This is a genomic window from Synechococcus sp. KORDI-52 (assembly GCF_000737595.1).
GTDB lineage: Bacteria > Cyanobacteriota > Cyanobacteriia > PCC-6307 > Cyanobiaceae > Parasynechococcus.
The window spans coordinates 1163875-1184492 of sequence record NZ_CP006271.1 but is presented as its reverse complement, the minus strand read 5'-3'; the positions used below and the strand labels follow the sequence as shown (position 1 = coordinate 1184492).

16 protein-coding genes are annotated in these 20618 nt (G+C 56.9%); 6 read left to right on the top strand and 10 right to left on the bottom strand.

Annotation, left to right across the window (positions count from 1 at the left end; genetic code table 11):
- Positions 1–324: 324 nt before the first annotated feature.
- From KR52_RS14180 to lipB, 4 genes are all read right to left on the bottom strand, one after another.
- Positions 325–7422: a hypothetical protein gene (locus tag KR52_RS14180; RefSeq protein ID WP_162175606.1), complete on the bottom strand. Its 7098-nt coding sequence runs from the start codon at positions 7420–7422 to the stop codon at positions 325–327.
- A gap of 1005 nt (positions 7423–8427) precedes the next feature.
- Complete coding sequence (locus tag KR52_RS05920) at positions 8428–8871, bottom strand: YlqD family protein (RefSeq protein ID WP_038556928.1); 444 nt, start codon at positions 8869–8871, stop codon at positions 8428–8430.
- A 92-nt stretch (positions 8872–8963) separates the two neighbouring features.
- Entirely contained in the window at positions 8964–10877 is a 1914-nt protein-coding gene (locus tag KR52_RS05915; RefSeq protein WP_038553646.1) for an AMP-binding protein, read from the bottom strand.
- A gap of 28 nt (positions 10878–10905) precedes the next feature.
- Positions 10906–11604: a lipoyl(octanoyl) transferase LipB gene (gene lipB / locus KR52_RS05910; RefSeq protein ID WP_038553643.1), complete on the bottom strand. Its 699-nt coding sequence runs from the start codon at positions 11602–11604 to the stop codon at positions 10906–10908.
- 11 nt (positions 11605–11615) lie between these two features.
- Between lipB and hpf the strand changes: the two genes are divergently transcribed.
- The 5 genes from hpf to KR52_RS05885 are packed head-to-tail and all read left to right on the top strand — an operon-like array spanning position 11616 to position 16282.
- Positions 11616–12203, top strand: coding sequence for a ribosome hibernation-promoting factor, HPF/YfiA family (gene hpf, locus KR52_RS05905; protein WP_038553640.1), 588 nt, complete (start codon positions 11616–11618; stop codon positions 12201–12203).
- 14 nt (positions 12204–12217) lie between these two features.
- Positions 12218–12898 carry a deoxyribose-phosphate aldolase gene (locus KR52_RS05900; protein WP_038553636.1) on the top strand — a complete coding sequence of 227 codons (681 nt, stop codon included), beginning with the start codon at positions 12218–12220 and terminating at the stop codon, positions 12896–12898.
- Positions 12899–13672 (top strand): DNA repair protein RecO, encoded by a 774-nt coding sequence (recO, locus tag KR52_RS05895; protein WP_038553633.1) that lies wholly within the window; start codon positions 12899–12901, stop codon positions 13670–13672. It abuts the gene before it with no gap.
- A gap of 28 nt (positions 13673–13700) precedes the next feature.
- Positions 13701–15080: an MFS transporter gene (locus KR52_RS05890; protein WP_038553630.1), complete on the top strand. Its 1380-nt coding sequence runs from the start codon at positions 13701–13703 to the stop codon at positions 15078–15080.
- Between the two features lie 32 nt (positions 15081–15112).
- Positions 15113–16282: a glycosyltransferase family 4 protein gene (locus tag KR52_RS05885; RefSeq protein WP_038553626.1), complete on the top strand. Its 1170-nt coding sequence runs from the start codon at positions 15113–15115 to the stop codon at positions 16280–16282.
- Between the two features lie 9 nt (positions 16283–16291).
- On the opposite strand, the gene KR52_RS05880 is transcribed toward KR52_RS05885, so the two are convergent.
- The 4 genes from KR52_RS05880 to KR52_RS05865 all read right to left on the bottom strand — a co-directional run bounded on the left by KR52_RS05880 (position 16292) and on the right by KR52_RS05865 (position 18436).
- Entirely contained in the window at positions 16292–16810 is a 519-nt protein-coding gene (locus KR52_RS05880) for an isoprenylcysteine carboxylmethyltransferase family protein (RefSeq protein ID WP_038553623.1), read from the bottom strand.
- A complete protein-coding gene (locus KR52_RS05875) occupies positions 16811–17365 on the bottom strand; it encodes a L,D-transpeptidase (protein ID WP_371257698.1) in 555 nt (184 codons plus the stop codon).
- A gap of 106 nt (positions 17366–17471) precedes the next feature.
- Complete coding sequence (locus KR52_RS05870; RefSeq protein WP_051834286.1) at positions 17472–17855, bottom strand: hypothetical protein; 384 nt, start codon at positions 17853–17855, stop codon at positions 17472–17474.
- Positions 17856–17875: 20 nt separating this feature from the next.
- Positions 17876–18436, bottom strand: a complete 561-nt coding sequence (locus KR52_RS05865) for an acireductone dioxygenase (RefSeq protein ID WP_038553620.1) — start codon at positions 18434–18436, stop codon at positions 17876–17878.
- Positions 18437–18504: 68 nt separating this feature from the next.
- On the opposite strand from KR52_RS05865, the gene cobI reads away from it, so the two are divergent.
- The gene (gene cobI, locus KR52_RS05860; protein ID WP_038553617.1) at positions 18505–19215 is read left to right on the top strand and encodes a precorrin-2 C(20)-methyltransferase; all 711 of its coding nucleotides are present in this window, start codon (positions 18505–18507) and stop codon (positions 19213–19215) included.
- Here cobI and proC read toward each other — a convergent pair.
- Both proC and KR52_RS05850 read right to left on the bottom strand, forming a co-directional pair.
- On the bottom strand, positions 19212–20036 hold the full coding sequence (gene proC / locus KR52_RS05855; protein WP_038553614.1) for a pyrroline-5-carboxylate reductase: 825 nt from the start codon (positions 20034–20036) through the stop codon (positions 19212–19214). The two genes, cobI and proC, sit on opposite strands and share 4 nt — an antisense overlap.
- Before the next feature lie 8 nt (positions 20037–20044).
- A complete protein-coding gene (locus KR52_RS05850; RefSeq protein WP_038553611.1) occupies positions 20045–20611 on the bottom strand; it encodes a cell division protein SepF in 567 nt (188 codons plus the stop codon).
- Positions 20612–20618 lie beyond the last annotated feature (7 nt).

Below are 20618 nucleotides of genomic sequence, written 5' to 3'. Positions count from 1 at the left end.
AAACTTTGGATTCAACTTCACTAATAAAACCTTTCTTCCTCTCTAACGCATAGAGAGATCCTACTGCCTCATTGAGAATGATATCCACTAATCCATGTCGAGAGTTTTTTTCAGCATCTCCTTAAGAAGGGGCACTCCTGTTGATAGCCAAAAAAGATGCATGGATTTGCAGGTGTTCCGACTTTGGTCGGGAATGCAACCCACGCCAAAAGTCGATTGGGCAATACAGCAACAAAAAGCCCCCGCTTTATGCAGGGGCTAAAAACAAACGAATCAGAACCAAAGGGCCTTATCCATACGGTTCACGCACTACACGAGAAATAATCAAATGCTTTCCGAGTAGGCAACAGTATCCAAAGAAGCTGTAGCAGTAATCGTTAGATCTCCTCTGCTATTGATCGTACTGGAATTAATGCCAATAATAGGTCCTGATATCGCACGAGCCGAAGCACTGCCCGTTACAGTTTTCGCAGTAACGGTTTGACTGATAGTAGCAACACCATTAATCTCACCACTTGAATGGATTGTGCTGCTATCAATACCAATAGCACTGATTGTGCTACTAGCATGAGCATCACCGGTAACATTCAATGCCTCAGTCTCGGCAATTCCAAGAGCCCGACCTTCTATAGCACCAGGCGAACTAATTGTAATATTATCTACATTCTTAATGCCAAAGATACTCAAATCTGAAGTTGCACTAGAAGTTGACCCGTGATGAGTAGAGCTGCTTGTGTTAACAATAGCTGCTCCAGTACCCTTAACATCTCCGCTAGACACCTTGACCAAACTAAGGTCATCACCACTGATACCGGAAGCAGAGAAATCTGACGTAGATACGCTATTTCCTGTTGTTGTCTCCGAGGAGATAATGAACGGTGAGAGAACCAAGTAGTCCTCATATTCATAGATGGGCTCTCCAACATATCCCTTGCCTGTAACGCCACCTTCCCCTTTAATCCTAATTTGCGACTCATAGCCAAGGTCAATACCATTTGCACTCATTTGAGCATCAGAAGTCGCGTTACCAGTGACCGCATAGGCATCACTGTACCCGCTCACAATGCCATCACCTTCAACACTGCCATTACCTTTAATCGAAATGTCATTGGAACTCAATAGACTAATTCCAGACGTTTTTATATTGAGCACCGAAGCATCAGATTTACCTGTAGTAGTTGAGGAAGAGGCTGTGGATACATTGATTGCACTACCGGATATAGTGCCTGATCCCTTTGAAAGGATGCTCTGTGCATTAACACCAACCACTAATTCACTAGCAACATCTGCACTTGCATTGCCCGTTGTAATCTCAGAATCTGAGGCCAGGTCTGCGGAGGCAACTCCACCAAGATGAATATCACCTTTAGCGTTGGCACGTGCAGGCTCGTAAGAGGAACGTGCTGAATCAAGAGGGCTTAAATCGAAGCCGATCACATTCGTTGTCTGAACATTGGCTGCACTCCTCTCTCCACTACCACCAACGGCAAACGAATTAGCTTGCACAATAATTTCGGCAGTTGCATCAACGTGAAGGTCACCATTTGCTCTAAACAGAACACCTGGATTTCCCTTAACACCTTTAACAGGATCTGCATTCACTAAAGCCTTCGCCGAACCAGTTCCTGTTTTTGCGTCAGCGACAAGCTCAGCAGTGGATACACCACCAATGTGCATATCACCTCCACTTCTAGGACCAGAATTCACAAGCAGTGTGCCGACCATATCCTGCAAAGGAAGGTCATCTGTTCCAACTCGGGCCTTGGCATTACCAGTCGTGTTCTTCGCAACAGCGGTACCGTCGTACTCAACAACACCGTCCACATTCAACGTCCCTTTGGCATTGATTCCAGAGGTGCTGGCAATACCAGTGATGCCATCAAGCTTTGGACCAGGTGCCTTCGATGGGAAATCAGGGCCAGAGGTGATTGTTGCCTTCGCATTCCCTCCACCAACGGTTTTAGCAAACACATTTTGCTCAACGGTTGCACTACCGTCGATGTCAACATCTGCTCCTTTGGCAACATTGTTCAAAACACCCGTCACCTGAAGTGCAGCCGAGGAAGCTAGCGCTTTCCCGTGGGTATTCTTGGCATCAACATCGTATTTTGTTTCGACACTGCCGTTTAATTTCAAGTCAGACTTGGAAACAACCTTGTCGACATCAACACCAACAGTCTCACCGCCAAATGTTGAGAAGTTTCTATCCCTAACATCAACATTCTTAGGGTTAACCGCATCCGCACTGGCAAATGCACCTCCACCACCATGGCTGACTGCATTGGCAATTGATGTGCTGGTGACACCACCCTCAATATCTACAGAGCTACCTCGAACAACCGTGCTTGGCGATGATGTCTCATTCGGCGAGCCATCTCCATAGCCCGGAGCCACAACATCTCTTGCAATCAAATATTGTTGAGCATTAACAGGTGGGCCTCCAGCAGCGTTGTCACTGATCAAAACACCCTTTTGCAGACTGGTTGTTGTTGATGCAATCGATCGCCCTGATGTATTGACGGCTTGCGCATGGAGCGTTGTGTCAACGTGGCCGTCGACTTCGACATGACCCGCTGCTTTCAGTTCATTCGCAGGTACCGACTTCTTCGAGAATCTCGGTGGTGCACTATCAAGCTGAGAAAGATCAACACCAACCACATTCGAGACATCAGCAGACGCAGAAGACTTACCTCCATAACCACTCGATCCAGTCGATCGAGAATCAACATCTGCCGTAAATGTCGCATCACCATCAACCGTAAGATCTCCTTTCGACTTATAGATCGTACCGGTATTGCTCTTGACACCTTTGACAGGATCAGAATCCACAGAAGCAACAGCTTTGCCAGAATGGGTGGTTGCTTTGGCAACAGTGTCAGCGGTGGAGTCACCACTGATGTGCATGTCGCCTCCACTCTTGGGACCAGAATTCACAAGCAGTGTGCCGACCATATCCTGCAAAGGAAGGTCGTCTGTTCCAACTCGGGCCTTGGCATTACCAGTCGTATTCTCCGCAACTGCGGTGCCGTCGTAATCAACAACACCGTCCACATTCAGCGTCCCTTTGGCGTTGATACCAGAGGTGCTAGCAATGCCAGTGATGCCATCAAGCTTTGGACCAGGTGCCTTCGATGGGAAATCAGGGCCAGAGGTGATTGTTGCCTTCGCATTCCCTCCACCAACGGTTTTAGCAAACACATCTTGCTCAACGGTTGCACTACCGTCGATGTCAACATCTGCTCCTTTGGCAACATTGTTCAAAACACCCGTCACCTGAAGTGCAGCCGAGGAAGCTAGCGCTTTCCCGTGGGTATTCTTGGCATCAACATCGTATTTTGTTTCAACACTGCCGTTTAATTTCAAGTCAGACTTGGAAACAACCTTGTCGACATCAACACCAACAGTCTCACCACCAAATGTTGAAAAGTTTCTATCCCTAACATCAACATTATTCGGATTAACTGCATCCGCGCTGGCAAATGCACCTCCACCACCATGGCTGACTGCCTCGGCGATTGATGTGCTAGTGACACCACCCTCAATATCTACAGAGCCACCTCGAACAACCGTACTATCGTTAGAAGGGGGGAAAGAATTATCGTTGTCACTGATCAAAACACCCTTTTGCAGACTGGTTGTTGTTGATGCAATCGATCGCCCTGATGTATTGACGGCTTGCGCATGGAGCGTTGTGTCAACGTGGCCGTCGACTTCGACATGACCCGCTGCTTTCAGTTCATTCGCAGGTACTGACTTCTTCGAGAATCTCGATGGTGCACTATCAAGCTGAGAAAGATCAACACCAACCACATTCGAGACATCAGCAGACGCAGAGGACTTACCTCCATAACCACTCGATCCAGTCGATCGAGAATCAACATCTGCCGTAAATGTCGCATCACCATCAACCGAAAGATCTCCTTTCGACATATAAAGCGTTCCGGCATTGCTCTTGACACCTTTGACAGGATCAGAATCCACAGAAGCAACAGCTTTGCCAGAATGTGTGGTTGCTTTGGCAACAGTGTCAGCGGTGGAGTCACCACTCACATGCATGCCGGCACTGCCGCTCTTTGGACCAGAATTCACAAGCAGTGTGCCGACCATATCCTGCAAAGGAAGGTCGTCTGTTCCAACTCGGGCCTTGGCATTACCAGTCGTATTCTCCGCAACTGCGGTGCCGTCGTAATCAACAACACCGTCCACATTCAGCGTCCCTTTGGCATTGATTCCAGAGGTGCTGGCAATACCAGTGATGCCATCAAGCTTTGGACCAGGTGCCTTCGATGGGAAATCAGGGCCAGAGGTGATTGTTGCCTTCGCATTCCCTCCACCAACGGTTTTAGCAAACACATCTTGCTCAACGGTTGCACTACCGTCGATGTCAACATCTGCTCCTTTGGCAACATTGTTCAAAACACCCGTCACCTGAAGTGCAGCCGAGGAAGCTAGCGCTTTCCCGTGGGTATTCTTGGCATCAACATCGTATTTTGTTTCGACACTGCCGTTTAATTTCAAGTCAGACTTGGAAACAACCTTGTCGACATCAACACCAACAGTCTCACCGCCAAATGTTGAGAAGTTTCTATCCCTAACATCAACATTCTTAGGGTTAACCGCATCCGCACTGGCAAATGCACCTCCACCACCATGGCTGACTGCATTGGCAATTGATGTGCTAATGACACCACCCTCAATATCGACAGAGCTGCCTCGAACAACCGTACTATCGTTAGAAGGGGGGAAAGAATTATCGTTGTCACTGATCAAAACACCCTTTTGCAGACTGGTTGTTGTTGATGCAGTCGATCGCCCTGTTGTATTGACAGCTTGCGCATTGAGCGTTGTGTCAACGTGACCGTCAACATCGATATGACCAGCTGCTTTAAGCTGATTCGCACTTGCTTTCTCTCTACTATCAAGCTGGGAAAGATCAACACCAACCACATTCGAGACATCAGCAGATGCAGAAGACTTACCTCCTGAACCACTCGATCCAGTCGATCGAGAATCAACATCTGCCGTAAATGTCGCATCACCATCAACCGAAAGATCTCCTTTCGACATATAAAGCGTTCCGGCATTGCTCTTGACACCTTTGACAGGATCAGAATCCACAGAAGCAACAGCTTTGCCAGAATGTGTGGTTGCTTTTGCAACAGTATCTGCGGTTGATTTACCACTCACATGCATGCCGGCACTGCCGCTCTTCGGACCAGAATTCACAAGCAGTGTGCCGACCATATCCTGCAAAGGAAGGTCGTCTGTTCCAACTCGGGCCTTGGCATTACCAGTCGTGTTCTTCGCAACAGCGGTGCCGTCGTACTCAACAACACCGTGAACATTCAGCATCCCTTTGGCATTGATTCCAGAGGTGCTGGCAATACCAGTGATGCCATCTAGTTTTAGCGGAACTGTTTCTGAAAAATCAGGACCAGAGGTGATTGTTGCTTCTGCATTCCCACCCCCAACGGTTTTAGCAAACACATCTTGCTCAACTGTTGCACTACCTTCGATGTCAACATCTGCTCCTTTAGTGTCTTTAATTAAGACACCCGTGACTTGAAGTTCTGCCGAGGATGCAGAAGCGTCACCGTGATTATTTTTGGCATCAACATCGAATTTTGATTCGACACTTCCATTTATATTCAACGCTTGTTTGGCTACAACCGTTTCAATATCTGCACCAACTGACTCCCCACCAAATGAAGAATTCTTGGCATCTGGATTGAATGAATTCGCTGATGCCTCTGCATCTCCTCCTCCATGGGTGACTGCTTTTGCTACGACATCAGTCTTTACATCTCCTGTGATTGTGGCAGTCTCGTTAATCAAAAGATCATTAGCTCTGACGCCTTTCACAAGACCATCTTGCGACTCTGCTTCGGCTCTACCTGTAGTCGTCTTGGCTGATGTAGATTGATGGTTTTCTACACTTCCAGCAATAATTCCCGTTCCTTTGACACTGACAGCATTGGCATCAATAGCAATTACTTCTCCTTGCCCATTTCGTCCAGATGTCGACGAGCTGGCACTTGCATCTCCCGTCGTCGTTTTAGCAGACGAAGTGTAATCATTCGCCACTGTTGCGACGATGTTAGCGTTACCCTTAATCGTCGCGTTGAATCCATCAACAACAACATTGACGCTTATTGGTTCACCGGTATCGCCAAGTACTTGAACGGGGCCTGTAAAAGTTATGCCTAATAGTCCTGACCCTTTATCTCCTCCATTTGTCCCATCTTCCTCGCCAAAGATTTTAATTTCCTTGATATTTGTATAACCTATTGATGCATTCAAGACGATGTCATTATCCGGTCCTGGGGCTGTCCCACCTCCACTTGTAATTTTTATAGGTCTTTCATTTGGCTGAGCCTCAGCGCCGCTAGGATCTTTGAACTTGAATGTATAGTTTGCAATATCAGGATCGGAGTCTGCTAGTCGAATTCCTTTAAGTGTAATTGTGTCTCCAGTATATGGTTCGTCAAATACTATAAATAACCTATTCTTTGTTCCAGGATTAACTGAAGTACTTTGGCTAGGACGAGCTTCATATTCTAGTACTTCGGGCTCACCAGGAGTTACCTTTGTCTCAAAAGATTTACCAGTAATGCCGTAATTGTTGGACGTAACAAGTGATGCATGTGCATCACCGGAACCCTTTGTTTTGGCAGAAGCACTGACTACATTCGGATCATCAGCAGTGCCAACATCAACTGAAATATGAGCATCACCACCCGTCTTCAGTTCAATTGACTCTCCAGCAGAAGCTGTTTCAGCATCACCAAAGCGAATACCCGTGCGTTCCCCACTCTTGCTCTTCGCGTTCGTGCCTGAATCACCACTAAAGGTTTCACCTGTTGTAGTTTTTGCATCAGAGATAATACTGTTCTTGTTGATGACGGTTGCATCATATGTACTTTTACTCCTTTGATCGCTATTAAACACACCATAGGTACTATGTTCGATCGCTTTTGCAGTTGAAACCCCTGAAGTTGTTGTGGCTTCGGCGGAAGTAGCATTCTTGACATCTACATCTTGAACATAGGCACCTTTGATATTTTGATTACTGTTAATTATTCCGCCCGTTTCCTCGCTATTGATATCATTTTTTGCTTTAGCGATAGCATCTCCGTTCGTGGTATCAGCATCAGCAATTAGAGCAAGTTGCTGACGGGCATTGACTGTCGCATCACCTTTGCTGGTTAAGTCTGATTCAATGATCGCTGCCGATGCCTTGCTCTTGGCTTTTGCACTCGCATCGCCGTTGGTATTGACTCCGTGAGCCAAGACAGAATTGGTTCCGACCTCAGGAACAAACGCATTCAAAATTCCATCACCGTGGATGGTCATATCCGCATCTTTCAAGGCATGGGTTTCCTTGTTCTTGGCGGAGGCATTGGAAGTTGGTTGCGAGGCCATAACTGAAATCCTTTTGAAAATTGAAAAAGGTGGCACACACATTTGTCCATCTGGACATCTGTGCGGATGTGCATTTACAGCTTTCACCCTGGATTATTCAACTTACCTTTGTCTTCTGAATACTTACTCTTTTACAAACTTTTTTGTTGGACAGCTCTTTTGCACAAAAGAAGCTTTTCGCTTTTTTAAATCCCCTGTCTTTACTGGGATAGCGAAACCTCATTCTTTAATTGCCGCATTTGAAGCTTTGCAGCTTGCATCATTTTTTTAGTGCATTGATTCAGATATTTATCTTTCGGCAAGGGAAAAATCAACTAGCCACAGCCTTGTCCTCCACCCCATAAAGGAGAACCATGAAGCAAGCCCTACGCTTAAAGTAAGAATAATTACTTACTGCTGAGGGCAAAGATGACAAGCAAATGCTTAATTCACTGCCCACTAAAAATCAATGGATCACGAAAGCCAGCCCTAAAGTCCTACTTCCCAGGAAAAAGCCAATAACCATCACAGCTTTCTCTACTCTCCAACAACTCAAGAGGTGTTTAATATTTTTTCTGATTTGTATCTTGGGTGGCAATAGAGCAAGAAGTACAACACATCATTATCTCGCATCCATTCTGCTTTGTAATCGCTTAGCAACGAAAAAGCGCCTAGAGGGAAACATATATGGCTGATAAAACCAAAATCGATTAAACATAAAACAATTCTTGTCCATTTGATTCACGGCCATGTTTTTCAATGCGCCTCGAGAGCTCAATGCAACAGGAAATTCGCCCCCTTTCTGACAATGTGAATTTCCATTAAAGCTGGATAATCCGAGTCACAGCCAGACCTAACCCACGTGACTCTCTTTTTTCAAAGATCAAAAAATATTTTGCCGCCTTAATCGACGTCATCATTTTTAAGGCGGGTAGTTAATAATATTTATGGCTCTAATATTCAGAATCCGAAGACTCCTGAATATTAATCCGGGCTCAAGACTCAAGACAACGTTTGAGCAGCCAATCAGGCTGCCTCAATCGACTGGACAACACCATCTTTGACAACGATGGCAACCTGCATCTTCTGCACCAGGTTGTCGCCAACCTTTAGCTCACAGCTGCTCTCCAGCTGCCCCTGCTCAACGATCTGGTCCATCTCCAGCTCACGCACCTGAGCTTGCTGCTGGAGCAGATTGCGCTTCTGCTCCTCCAGCTCGGCACGTTTGGCCGCCACCTGTTGCTGAATTTGCGCTACCTGATCCTGCACCCGGGGATCAAGAGGATTGGCGCTCTGACGCCGCACCTGGTCCACCACGTCCTGGCCTTCCTGCTCGAGCTGAGCCAGCTGTTGGTCAGCGGTGGCAATGCCATTGCTGAGCTCTCGCTCTGCTTCCTCTTTCCAAGTGGGCGTCACGACGGCGCGAACGGTAATCGGACGCTTGATCGTCAGGGAGGTGCCGTCGGACATGAATTCCTGGTAGACGACCAAAGGCTGTCAGCCCGATCGCATGGGGTCAATCACCGGACAACCGACCACCCTCCTGGCCTCTTGAGCCGCCTTCAACGTCCGTAGAGGGCATCAATCAAGTGCTGGTCACGGCTGGTGATGCGATCACGGCGTTGCTTCAGCGTCTGGGTCAGAAGTCCGTTCTCGATGCTGAAGGGATCCACGAACACCACGCCGGCCAGCCGCTCATCACCACGGGAACCCGACCGCTGCTTGAGCAAGCTGTTGCATTCGCGCATCAACAGGCGGAGCAGGGCGGGATCACCGGGTTGCCCACCCAGATCTGGAGCCACGCTGATGCCGGCTTCAGCCGCCCAGGCCACGATCGCCTCGGCACGGGGAACAAGCAAAGCACCGAGCTGGCGTTCGTCCTGACCCACCAGCGTCACCTGCTCGATCAGGGGGCTGGCCACCAGGGCTTCTTCCAGGGGGCCGGGCTCGATGTTCTCGCCACTGCTCAACACAATCGTGTCTTTGGCACGGCCGGTGAGGGCCACGGACCCGTCCGGCAGGAGCATCCCGAGATCACCGGTGTCAAACCACCCCTCGGCATCGAGAACCTTGGCGCTGGCCTCAGGTTTGCCGAGATAGCCCGCCATCACCTGGGGCCCCCGCACCATCACCCGCCCCCGTTGCCGGAAGGCCAGGGGCTGGCCGTTGTCGGGATCGACGATCCGGAATTCGGTCTGGGGCATGGGCAGCCCGGAACTGCCGCGAATGTTGCGCCAGGGCCTCCGACAGCTCACCACAGGGCTGGTTTCGGTGAGGCCATAGCCCACCAGCAGTTCAATCCCCACGGCTTCAAAAAAGGCATCGATGTGGGGCGCGATGGCACCACCACCGCTGATGGGATAGGCGAGCTGGCCGCCGCTGAGCTGGCGCCGCAGCTTCGGCCAGATCAAGGTCGACGCCAGGGCATGCAGAGGCCAGCGCAGGGCAGCGGAGCCGAAGGCACGCAGCCGGCCTCCTGATGAGACCGGTTCCAGCAGAAGGTTGCGCGCCGTTCGCACGGCCTTGCGCTGGGCAGCACTGTTGGCCAACGCTGCCCGCAGCAGGCGCTGCCGAGACGGGGGGAAGGTCTTGAGCACATCCTCAAAGCCGGCCTGAACCGCCTCCCACAGCCGCGGCACGGTGGCCATCGCGATCGGCCGGACCCGCGGCAGATCCTTCTTCAGCTGCTTGATGGTGGTGTAGGTCTGCGTGCAGGCACAGGAGAGGAAGTAGTAGCTGGCACTGCGTTCGTAGGCATGCCAGATGGGCAGCACACTCAGCACCGGAGCACCCGGCTCGGGATAGGCCACACAGGCCAGCGAGCTCATCTGATGCAGCAGGTTGGCGTGGGTCAACGGCACACCCTTGGGCTGACCTGTGGTACCTGAGGTGTAAAGAACAGTGGCCACCGCCTCCCTGCCCCCAGCCGGGCGGACGGGATCAGAGCCGGCACCCGACGCCAGAAATGCCTCCCAGCCGGTGGTGCCCTCAGCCGGCTCACCCTCCAGCTGCAGCACAAAACGCAGCTGCGTCTCTTGCCCTGGGGAAAGGGCCAGACGACGCCAAACCTCAGCGTTCTGAACCACCAGGGCCGTCGCCTGGCAATCCATGAGGATGTAACGCAGCTCCTCGACGGGGGCCGACGCTCCGCGCACGGCATCTGCGGCACCGGCCCGCATCAGGCCCTGATCGGCCACCAGCCAACGGGGGCTGTTCTCGGCAAAGAGCGCCACCACATCCCCTTCCGTCACACCATGGCGCCGAAACGCAGCGGCTGCGGTGGCTATGCGCTCCGACAGTTCACCGAAATTGAAGCGTTCGGGATGCGCCGCATGGGGCGCATCCACGGCGGCAATCGCCCCATGGCGGTCAGCGAGCCAGGGCCAAACCGCATCCACCCTCGACAACCTCTGAACATGGGCATGACGCTGAAGGGCGTCCGTTTCGCGGGCTGTCGGGCTCCAGCTGGCCGTCATCCGAGACAGGGGTTCAAACCACTCAGGTTTATCTCGCTTCCTCCTCCCAGACCAGACCGAAACGATGAACCAGGGCGTGCCGCAACAGCGGCTGCACCTCAGCCGACGTCAGCCCTGGTAACCAGTCCGCGAGCCGCCCGACCGCACGTCCGTTGAGCCCACAGGGGGTGACCTGCTCGAACCCCTGCATCGAACAGTCAACGTTCAGGGCCAAGCCGTGCTGGGTGATCCAGCGACGACAACCCACACCGATGGCAGCGACCTTGCGGTTGTCCAACCAGAGGCCGGTCAACCCCGGCAGACGCTGACCCTCCAGGCCCAACTCCGCCAGAACATCCAACACGACCTGCTCCAGCTGGCGCAGATACCAGTGCAAATCGGGAGTGCGGCGCCGAAGGTCCAACACCGGGTAGGCCACCAGTTGGCCGGGTAGGTGATGGGTCACCTCCCCGCCACGATCAATCCGGTACAGGGGTGCCGGTGGGTCAGCGGGATCAAAATGCAAATGCTCTTCACTGGCACCGCGGCCGAGGGTGTAGCAAGTCTGGTGTTGCAGGATCCAGACCGCCTCCGGAGCCGATGGGTCGGCCAGAAGCCTGTTTTGCCAGCGCCGTTGCGCCGACCAGGCCACATCGAATCGAACCGGATCACCGGGCTCGAAAAGAAATGCACGCCGGGGGTGGGCCGAATCGTGCTCCGTATCTAGCTTGCCGATATCAACCGGCACAGGAGCAAGGCATGAAGTTGCTGATCCATGGTCGCAACCTCGAGATCACGCCGGCTTTGCGGGATTACACCCAAACCAAATTGGCACGGGTCACAGCGCACTTCGGTGATGCTGTTCGCGAAGCGGACGTCCATCTCTCCGTGGCCCGCAATCCCCGAGTGCCGCAGCAGACCGCCGAAGTGACGGTCTTTGCCAACGGCACCGTGATCCGGGCCCAGGAACGCAGTGAAAACCTATACGCCAGCATCGATCTGGCCGCTGGAAAACTGGCCCGGCAGCTGCGCCGCTGGAAGGAACGCCACAGCGATCACCACCACAGCCATGGCCACAGCGCCAGCCACACCCCCAGCACGGATGTGGTCAACGATGCATCGCCCGTTGAAGCCTCCCTGCTGCAGGGGCGTGAGGCGGAGCTGCCGAACCCAGGTGTGCGACGCAAATATTTCGCCATGCCGCCCATGGACCTGGATGAGGCTCGCCGGCAGTTGGATCTGATCGACCACGATTTCTATCTGTTCCGGGAGAAGGAGAGCGATCAACTGCAGGTGATCTACCGACGCAACCACGGGGGGTATGGCGTGATTCAGGCTCGTGACTGACTCCCTGGCCCTCCATGGCTGATCCAGCCCCAGAGCTCCCCGACCTGCCGCCGCGGCTGGATCAGGCGATCCTGGACCCCTTGTTGACCCTGGAGCAGCTGCAGACCCTCTGTGATTCCGGGGTGCAGGAGGGGGTCCGTGCCATTTGCACCACACCACAACACCTGCCGCTGCTGCGGGAACGCATCGGAGGCACCGACTCGGGCCCACTCCTGGTGGCGGCCATCGGCTTCCCCTTCGGTGCGATTCCAGCCGAACTCAAGCTGGCGGAGGCGGAGTGGTGTGCCGCCCATGGTGCCCAGGAGTTCGATGTCGTTCCCGACTTCAGTGCCCTTGTGAACGGCAATTCAGGGGCCTTTGCCGAGGAACTGTCCGCCCTCTGCGACCTGGGGTGTCCCGTGCGGGCCATCCTGGACATGGCGCGCCTTGAAACCGAACAACTGGAGTTGGCCGTGGAGGCCGCCATCGATGCTGGCGCTGCCGGACTGCAGACCGGAAACGGCTTTGGGCCGCCATGTCATGCCGATCAGATCCGTGCGTTGCAACAGCTGATCCGCAAACGCTGCGCCATCAAGGGGGCCGGGGGCATCCACAACCTGAGCCACGCGGGAGATCTGCTGTTGGCGGGGGCGGATCTTCTGGGCACCAGCAGCGCCCCGGCACTGCTGCAGGCCCAACGGCGCCCAGCAGCCTGAATGGCAGAACGACGCCTCACCGGACTCGCCCTCAAGGTTGGCCCCCTCGGCGAACATGACCGCCTGCTGAGCCTGCTGAGTGATGCAGAAGGCGTCAGCCGCTTCGCTGTTCCTGGCGCTCGCCGGCCCAAGAGCAGTCTTGCCGCCGCGGCCCCCCTCACCCTGCTGGAGCTGCAGGTGGGAGGACGCCGCGGCCTGGCCCGGGTGCGTCAACTGCGGGTGCTGCGCAGTTTCTCCGGTCTCGGGCAAGAGCTGGAAACCCTCGCTGCGGCACAGGCGCTGTGTGATCTATGCCTTCAACTGGCGGCCCAGGACCCCGTGGAGGGGCTGCTGGCCACCATGCAAGTGCACCTTGAACGTCTGGAAGAGCACCGAGCCGATCCGGAGCTGGTGTTGGCCGGCACCGTGCAGGCCTGCATCCATCTGCTCACCCTGGGTGGTTATGGATTACCGCTGCAGACCTGCTGCCTGACGGGCGATCCACTGGAACCACCACTGGGCCAGTGGGACTGGCGCTGCAGCCTGCTTCCGCAGGATGGCTTTGCCATCGACGAGCAACCCGGGGCGGCCATCCAGCTGAATCCCTCCGAACTGGCCCTGCTCCAGCGGCTGCCCCGTGCCGAGCTCCCCCGTCGCCATGACGGTGAACTGATGGGTCCCCCGGCCGTGTGGCGCCGGCTGCTGCGGGTTGTCGAGGTCTGGAGCCGGACACATCTCAACCGCCCCAGCAAAGCCCTGGCCATGCTGCGGGAAACGCTGCTGACAGGGGCGTGAGCCATCATGGCCGCGATGCAACTGCCCCTTGAGCGGACCCAGCCTCACCACCCCTGAACCCGCCCTGCCCACCGGCAGTAACCCAGAGGGGAAGCGCGGCTTGGAGGCTGTGCTGCGACTGAACGATTTCCGCAAGCTCTGGCTGGGTCAGATCTTTTCCCAGCTGGCGGACAAGTTCTACATCGTGCTGATGGTCTTTTTGATCGATCAGCATCTGCTGCTGAAGGGTCAGGGCAGTGGTGTGCTGGTGGACATGGCGTCGGAGTACGGCCTGGACATCAGCACCCGTACCCAGGTGATCACCCTGCTGGCCACAGGCATCTTTGTGGCGAACACCATCCCGGCCATGCTGCTGGGAACGGTGGCTGGGGTCTGGGCTGACCGCTGGCCCAAACGTCGGGTGATGGTGGCCAGCAACGCCATCCGAGCCTTATTGGTGGTGTTCGCACCGCTCTGTCTGCTGCCTGGGCCCATGTGGCTGGGACTCCCCTGGGGCTACTGGGGGCTGGTGGGCATGACCTTCCTTGAGTCGATCCTGACCCAGTTCTTCGCACCGTCCGAACAGGCCACCATTCCTGTTGTGGTGCCTGGAGAACACTTGCTGGCCGCCAACTCCCTCTATCAGGCCACAAGCATGGGAGCCACGATCCTGGGCTTCGCCCTGGGGGAACCGATTCTCCGCGGCCTGCACAGTGGCCTGGCGTCCCTCGGCATCGATGGCGGCGAGTTCCTGCTGCTTCCGCTCTGTTACGGCCTCGCAGCCCTCAGCCTGTCGCGGCTGAAGCTGCAGGAATCCCCCAAGCCCGCCTCCAACACCTCGGTGTGGTCGGAGATCGGTGAAGGTCTACAGGTGCTGCGCCGGGTTCCCTCGGTGCGGGGAGCCATGGTCCATCTGGTGCTGCTCTACAGCCTGTTGGCGGCCCTGTACGTGCTGGCCCTTCAGCTCGCAGCCCTGATTGACAACCTGGGGGCCTCAGGCTTTGGCGCCCTACTGGCCATGAGTGGTCTGGGCATGGCGATCGGAGCGGTGGTGATCGCGCAACTGGGTCATCGGTTCAGCCGCCGGCGACTCACGGCGGCAGGCCTGGGAACCATCACCTGGACCTTGGTGCTGCTCAGCCAGCTGCGGGGATCCCTGGCCTTCACCCTCAGCCTCTGCGGCATCCTCGGCATCGGAGCAGCGCTGGTGGCGATTCCGGCTCAGACCACGATTCAGGAGGAAACCCCCGAGACCGAACGCGGCAGGGTGTTCGGACTTCAGAACAACCTGATCAACATCGCCCTGAGTCTACCGCTCGTGCTGGCAGGCACTTTGGTGAGCAGCATTGGCCTCCAACCGGTGCTGCTGCTCCTGGCTGCGATGGCGCTGGTGGCGGCGTTGATCGAACGACCGTGGCAACGCTGCTAACTTGCCGGTTCGCCTGAGGAGGCCCAACCCGCTTGGCGCAGATTGCGTGGCTCGGCAAGAAGTCTCCCTTCTGCGGGAATGTGTCCTACGGGATCAGCACCACTGATGCGCTGCGAAAACGCGGCCATCAGGTGCACTTCATTCACTTCGATAACCCGCGCAGCCCCGAGCGCGACAACACCTCACTGCTGGCCAACGACCCGGACGTCAGCCTGCCCTACCTGGTCAAATCGCAGGTTTACACGATTCCGTCCCCAGGGGCGCAACGGGAGTTAAGGGAATCCCTCGAGCGGCTGCAGCCGGACCTGGTGCACGCCAGCCTCACCCTCTCCCCCCTGGATTTCCGCCTGCCGGAGCTCTGCCAGCAGCTGGGCGTTCCCCTGGTGGCCACCTTTCATCCCCCCTTCGATGCAGGCCTGCGCAACCTGACGGCTGGAACCCAGCAGCTCACGTACCAGCTGTATGCACCGGCCCTGACCCGCTACGACCGGGTGATCGTGTTCTCCAATCTTCAGGCGGACTTTCTTGAGCGCCTCGGCGTTCCAGCCGATCGTCTGACGGTGATTCCCAATGGTGTGGACACCGACCGCTGGAGCCCCACCACCCCTGGCACCCTCTCATTGATGCATCAACAGGTGCGGCAACGGCTGGGCCGGGAAAGGATCGTGCTTTACATGGGGCGCCTGGCGACGGAGAAGAACGTCGAAGCCCTGCTGCGGGCCTGGCGCCTTGTTTCACCGGAGGGCTGCCGCTTGGTGATCGTCGGCGATGGCCCGCTGCGCAACAGCCTGATGAACCAGTTCAACGACGACCGAATCCTCTGGTGGGGCCACGAACCGGACCTGGACACCCGAGTTGCCCTGCTGCAGTGCGCTGAGGTCTTCATCCTGCCGAGCCTTGTGGAGGGCCTGTCACTGGCCTTGCTGGAGGCGATGGCCACCGGAACCGCCTGCGTGGCCACTGATGCCGGCGCCGATGGAGAGGTGCTGGCGCAAGGGGCGGGGATCGTGCTGAGCACCCAGGGCGTCACCACCCAGTTGCGCACGCTGCTGCCGGTGCTCAGGGACCAGCCGGTCCTGACGGCGGAGCTGGGCCGCAAAGCCCGCCTGCGCGCGTTGGAGCGTTACACCATTTCAAGCAACATCGACGCCCTCGAACAGCTGTACGCCGACCTGACGATGACCGGCACGGTCGCCGCCTGACCCTGCCGATCAACGCCAATCCAGACCAGGAACCCAACCGACAATCGCCGGAGTGACAGCGGCGTAGTGGCCGTATTCCGGATGCATCGCCCGTAAGGCCTGCTCCTCAAAGCGAGCTTTGCCCCGCAGCACCACCGCCAGGCTGATCAACAACAACAGGTGCAGCAGGCTGCCGGTGGCCAGAACCACGCCCGCGGAACACAGCAGGATGGCCCGATACAACGGATGCCGGCAGATGGCATAGGAGCCCGTGGCGATGAGCTGGTTCGACGGCTTGGGCGCGGGCAGCGGCGAAAGGCTGGCCCCGAGGCAGCGAAACGCCTCGAAGGCCCGAAACAGGCCGAAAGCCAGCAGCAGCAGGCCCAAGCCAAACAAGGGTTGGGGCCAGATCGCCACACCGAAGCTGGCTGGAGCAGGCCAGACCGGCAGCAGATGGGCCGTGATCAGGAGCAGCTGGGCCAGCAGCCACCACTCACCCCGGCGGTTGTCCCACCAGCCGCCCCAACTGAAGCCCCAATCCGAGAACATTCAGTCACTCACCACCAATGTTCGGACGTTACGCCGCTGCACCAGACCCGCGAGGGCCTGCATGTCGTCCCAGCGGATCAAGCCCACACAGCCCAGCGTGCCGCTGTTGGCGTTGCGGTTGGCACTGGGGTCGAGATGAATGCCCAGGTGCCCTCGACCGGTGGGGAACAGCGGTTCGATCCCGATCCAGATCGGCCCGAGCTCACTTGGATCAGCGGGGCCCAGCGCCTCCACCGGTCCAAGGCTGTACCGACCGGCGGGAAGCGGCGCACGGGTGCCGGAACGATGGCGATCGGCGTTCTGACGGTGGGCCCGACCACTGACGGCATCAAAATGCTGCACGGGCTTGCCCGGGGTTTCCAGACGCAGACTCCAGATGGGATCGCCCGTACGCGGGAGCGATCGCATGGTGCGATTCAGCACCAAAACCGACTCATCCGTCGATGGCGAGGGGATTGGAAGCGTGGAGGCCGAGGCCAGATCCAACTCGGCCGCAGAACAGGGAAACGCCAACAGCGCCAGCAGATTCACCGCAAGACAAGAGCGAACGACCACAGCAGCCAGGCCAGAAGGCCGGAACCCTATGGGTGGTTTTTATTCGCTGAAGAAATAAAAGCCAGCGCTCTCACCGTCCCCTTCTGAGACACGCTTCGAGAAGAGGTCAGAGTTCGTTTTCAGCCAGCTGCAGCGCTTCCGCCTCCTTGGTCGGATCCAGGGCGCAGCTGTCATCCAGCAGACGCTGAAAGCGTGGACTGACGGCGACCACCAGGGGATTCGCCAGCATGCTCCGGCTGATGCCCAACTCCTCAAGCGAAATCGCCAGGGCTTGATTGGCCTGATGGCGCTGAAGACGACCCTGCTCCACCAGGCAATCGCTGCTGGCCTTGGCCATGGCGGTGTAGCCGCGAATTCGGCGCGCCAGCACCACCACGGCAACCCGCCGCTGAACCTCGGGGGCCAAGGCTGCATCCTCGGCAGCAACAGCGATGGGTGTTGCCATGGGCAAACCCAGCAGCAGCGCAGGAAAGGAGCGGTGGAGGCGCATCAAGACGTCTGAAAGCACCCTCAGTCAAGCCTGGGAAATCGCTGGGCGATGCTGCTGCCGGTGTATTGCGCCACCCAACCCTCGGGGTTGTTGAACCAGCGCACTGCACAGAACCGGGGCTGAGAGCCCATGTCAAACCAATGACGGGTCCCTGCCGGGACCCGCATCAGGTCGCCCCGTTCACACAGCACGCTGAGCACCTCGGAACCGATGTGCAGCACAAACAAGCCATACCCTTCAACAAAAAAGCGCACTTCGTCTTCGGCATGGGTGTGCTCCTCCAGAAACTTGCAACGCAAGGACTCGCGATCGGGATGATCCGGTGTCATCCGGATCGCATCAACCGTGGCGTAACTGCCATCGCGTTGAACCCGGGCAATCGCAGTGGCATAAACCTGAAGGATCGTGGCCTTGTCGGCCCCCTCCGGCAGACCCTGCTCCGCGGGCCATTGCTCGAACCCAATGCCCCGGCGGCGGAGCTCCGCCTGAATCACCGCCGGGTCGTGACTCTCCAACCGAAGCACATGCCGATCCGGAGCATCAGATGCTGTTTCGTCTGGAAAGATGCTGAGACGACTCATCGTCCGGCCCCCGGGCGCATCGACTGCTGACCATCATCGATCCCAGCACGACTGGGGGACTCACGCTGGTGGGAGTCGGCCCCGGCGATCCTTCACTGCTGACCCTCGCCGCGGTTGACGCCATCCGCCAGGCAGAGGTGGTGGCCTATCCGGTCGGCCGTCCTGAGGCCGACAGCATGGCCGCCAAAATCGCTGCCGCCTGGATCCGCAGCGACCATCAGCGCCTGCCGCTGCTGTTCCCGATGGTTGACGCTGCCGGACCACGTCGGGCCGCCTGGGCAACGGCGGCGCAACAGCTGCAACAGGCCGTCCGTTCCGGCCTGCAGGTGGCGCTGCTCTGCGAAGGAGATGCGTCTCTTTTTGCGAGCTGCAGCTACGTGCTGCTGGCCCTTCGCCATGAATGGCCCCAATGTCCCATCAGCGTGGTTCCGGGCATCACCTCCTGCTCAGCAGCCGCGGCTGCCGGCCTCTGGCCTTTGGCCCTGCAGCAGGATCAACTGCTGCTGCGCCCCTGCCCTGACACCCCCGAAGAGCTGGAGCAGGTGCTGGACAACGCCGCAGCGACAGGACAGGTTCTGGCCTTGCTGAAACTGGGACGACGCTGGAGTTGGGTTCAACCTCTGCTGAAGCAACATGGTCTGCTGCAGCAAGCGCTGTTCGCCGAACGGGTCGGCTGGCCGGACCAGCGCATCTGTTCAGCCGATGCCATGGCGGCCGAACCACGCCCCTACTTCTCCCTGCTGCTCATTCGTCAAGGGTGGCCGGAGGTGCTGCCCTAGGCCAGCTCCCGACTGCGTTCCGCAGCCGCGACGACCGCCTCGATCAATGCCGAACGCAAGTTCGATTGTTCGAGCACACGAATGCCCGCAATCGTTGCGCCGGCCGGACTGCTGACCATGTCCTTGAGTTCGCCGGGATGCAGCTCCTGCTCAAACAACAACGCCGCTGTGCCAGCGAGCGTGCGATGGGCCAGGTGATGGGCACGGGCGCGAGGCAATCCGGCGGCAACCGCTCCATCAGCGAGTGATTCAGCCACCAACGCCACAAAAGCCGGGCCTGAGGAGGTCAAGGCCAGAAACGCGGGCAGCTGGCTTTCGGGCAGTTCCAGCACCTCACCCACAGCGGCAAAGAGCGACTGCACGCGCTGCTGCTGATCAGGGCTGACCCCATCACCAAACGCCAAACCCACCAACCCCTGCCGCACCAGAGCAGGGGTATTGGGCACGGTTCGCACAACGCGCCAGCCCGGAAAGCAATCCTGCAGGCGCTCTGAGCCCACGCCCGCCAACACCGAGATCAGCAATGGCGGCTCAGCTCGCTCAGCCGCAGCCGCTGCAATCGCCATGCGGCCTCCCAATTGCTCCACCAAGCCACCGAGTTGTTGGGGCTTCAGGGCCAACAGCAATTCCGACGCCGTCAAACAATCGCTTGGCTCGGTGTGCACCCGGCAACCAAAACGCTCACTCAAGGCTTGGGCAGAGGCCTGAGAAGCCACGGAAAGCTGCAACTGATCCCGCTGCAGCAACCCGACTTCAAGCCAAGGGGTTAAGAGCGCCTGGGCCATGCGGCCCAGACCGATAACACCGAAAGAGGGCTGCACAGATCAGCTCAGAGGGCAGCTGCGCCCCAGGCAGGCGAAGGCGCACTGGCGGACTCATCCACCTCAGCCACATCGACGTCACGGCTCACCACGGTGGGAGCTGAAGCCTCGTCATGGCCTGTGTTGGTGACAGTGACGCAGCTGGGGGCGAACAGGAAAATGCTTTCGCCGACGCGCTCCTGATGGCCATCGATCGCGAACGTGCCACCAGCGACGAAATCAACGGCACGCTGCGCCTGATCGGGCTCCATCATCGTGAGATTGAGGATGACCGTCTTGCGCTCCCGCAGAGCCTGAATGGCCCGAGGCATTTCATCGAAGCTGCGGGGTTCCATCACGTTCACTTCAGCCGCGGAGTTGCTGATGCCAGGCATCCCGATCACGTTGGAACTGGGCAGATCACCACCGAGCTCGAACGGATTGCTGTCGCCGATGGTGGCCAGTGCACCGCCATCGGCTTGCGTGGCGCGTTGGTCCTGCTCGTCTTGCTCGTCGTCGTAAGCGAAGTCATCCAATTCGCCATCGAGATAGTCATCGCCAGCAACGACAGCACGGAGACGGGAGATCAGCGACACCTTGGGA